This is a genomic window from Terriglobus sp. YAF25 (assembly GCF_052113305.1).
Classification (GTDB): Bacteria; Acidobacteriota; Terriglobia; order Terriglobales; family Acidobacteriaceae; genus Terriglobus.
Genome location: NZ_JBFRCY010000805.1, coordinates 1 through 1,959, shown reverse-complemented (window position 1 = coordinate 1,959; position 1,959 = coordinate 1). Strand labels below are relative to the sequence as shown.

Here is a 1,959-nt window from a genome sequence, read left to right as displayed (position 1 = left end):
GTTCCCAAGGGATGGCTGCTGGCGGTGACCATTCGTGACTGGGGTCACGATCATGTGAGCTTCGACTACAACTCGGCGCGGCCCACCAAGACCGCGCTCGATCTGTTCACGGAGCGTGTCGGCGTCTGCCGTGACTTTCAGCATCTGGCCATTACATTGACGCGGGCCATGAATATTCCGGCACGGTATGTCGCCGGCTACCTCGGCGACATTCGTTCGCCCTATGCCGGAGCGGGGGATTTCTCCGCGTGGTACGAGGTCTTTCTCGACGGYCGCTGGTGGACGATGGACGCTCGTCATAACCATCCACGGATCGGCCGTGTGTTGATGGCGGCGGGGCGCGATGCGACCGATGTCGCAATTACGACAACCTTCGGCGTTGCAAATCTGACCCACTTCTATGTGGAGTCGAATGAGATAGATAGCGACGGGAACCTGATTTTGCCTCATGGGCATCCTGAGATTCCGGTAGCAGCTTAAGGGCAGTTGCCCGTTGCCAGTTGGTCAGGTGCCGCGGGGGTTGAAGGGGTGTTCCCGGTACACCCTGCAGAACAAAGCGGCTGCGTTGCGCTTACTTTTGGCTTGGTAGGCGTTGGTCGATGATCTGGAATCCGTCCGGAAGGTCGAAGAGTTTGGGGTCCGGCGGCGCCGTGCTGATCTCGGCAACCGTGAAGGTCTGGTGGCCGGAGCGAGGATCGTTGCGGATAGAGAGCAGGTTGATGCCGAGCTGCTCGGAGTACCAGTACTCCCGGGTGATGATCCAGGGTTGCGAGTTCCCCAGGACGCCCGGTTTCAGAGTGGTGGTCACGCGAACCCCGTGGGTATCGATGCCGAGGATGAACCGGCGGCCCAGATCTTCGCGCGTCGTAGAGCCTGCCGGGAAGCTCTGTACGCCCGGGTCAAAGGTGGGATCGACGTCGACCGGATCGTTGTAGGGCAGCATGTAGCAGACTTTCTTATAGGGATGGCAGTTGTAGAAAACATGCGCGGCCGGGTCGCCGTGCTGCCACCAGGAGAGGTAGGAGTTTCCCCGGCTGCCAACCGGGCCAAGAAGTCGCCGCTCCTCGAAGATCCGGCCCTGGGCGTCGCGGGCGATGAAGCGGTGGTTGGTCACGGTGGTGGTATTGCCATCAGCGTAGGTCCGGACCCATTCGGTATTGAGGGTCAGGGCGAAGGGAGCACCCGGCTTTGGGGGGATGTAGATGCTCTCCAGTACTTCGGAGGTGCCGCCGTCAGGCGGCCTGACCGGGGCCTTGGGCGCGGCGTCCTGTGGGGCGGCGGCGGGCTGTTGGGCAAAGAGGGTRGCAGACAGAAGGGTGAGGCAAATCGTTCGCAGCATTGAGCCTCCAACGGCAGCAGTATCCTTCGGTTCGAGCCGGAAAGAAAGGAAAAAGAGGGTGAAACCTCGGCGAAGGGTAGCGCATCAGATAAGTTGACAGTAACTCACTCAATGTTCAGAATAGAGACTGTCGAGGGATTGGTTCGCGTCCTTCGGGACGGATTTCAGAGGGTTTAGGAGCAGGCTATGGGCAAGATTATTGGGATTGACCTCGGTACCACCAATTCGTGCGTCGCTGTGATGGAAGGTGGCGAGCCGAAGGTGATTCCGAATGAAGAGGGCGGCCGTACGACGCCGTCCATCGTCGCCTTTACCAAGAGTGGCGAGCGTCTGGTGGGCCAGGTGGCCAAGCGGCAGGCGATCACAAATCCGCAGAACACGATTTATTCCATCAAGCGCTTCATGGGCCGCCGTCCGAACGAGATTTCGGAAGAGCAGAAGATGGTGCCCTATAAGGTCGTCGCCAAGGGCGACAACGTGGTGGTCGAGGCGCAGGGTAAGGAATACACCGCGCCTGAGGTCAGCGCGATGATCCTGCAGAAGCTGAAGAAGGCTGCAGAAGACTACCTGGGGCAGTCGGTCACGGAAGCTGTAATCACGGTTCCGGCGTACTTCAACGA

Annotated in this window: 3 protein-coding genes; 2 read left to right on the top strand and 1 reads right to left on the bottom strand. The window is 59.9% G+C overall.

Annotation, left to right across the window (positions count from 1 at the left end):
- On the top strand, positions 1 to 480 hold a 480-nt coding region (locus tag AB4043_RS23935), incomplete at its 5' end, for a transglutaminase-like domain-containing protein (RefSeq protein ID WP_442308307.1).
- A 91-nt stretch (positions 481 to 571) separates the two neighbouring features.
- Here the strand turns inward: AB4043_RS23935 and AB4043_RS23930 are convergent.
- On the bottom strand, positions 572 to 1,339 hold the full coding sequence (locus tag AB4043_RS23930) for a hypothetical protein (RefSeq protein ID WP_442301945.1): 768 nt from the start codon (positions 1,337 to 1,339) through the stop codon (positions 572 to 574).
- Positions 1,340 to 1,525: 186 nt separating this feature from the next.
- Here AB4043_RS23930 and AB4043_RS23925 point away from each other — a divergent pair.
- The coding region (locus AB4043_RS23925) for an Hsp70 family protein (RefSeq protein ID WP_442308306.1) at positions 1,526 to 1,959 on the top strand (434 nt) is incomplete at its 3' end.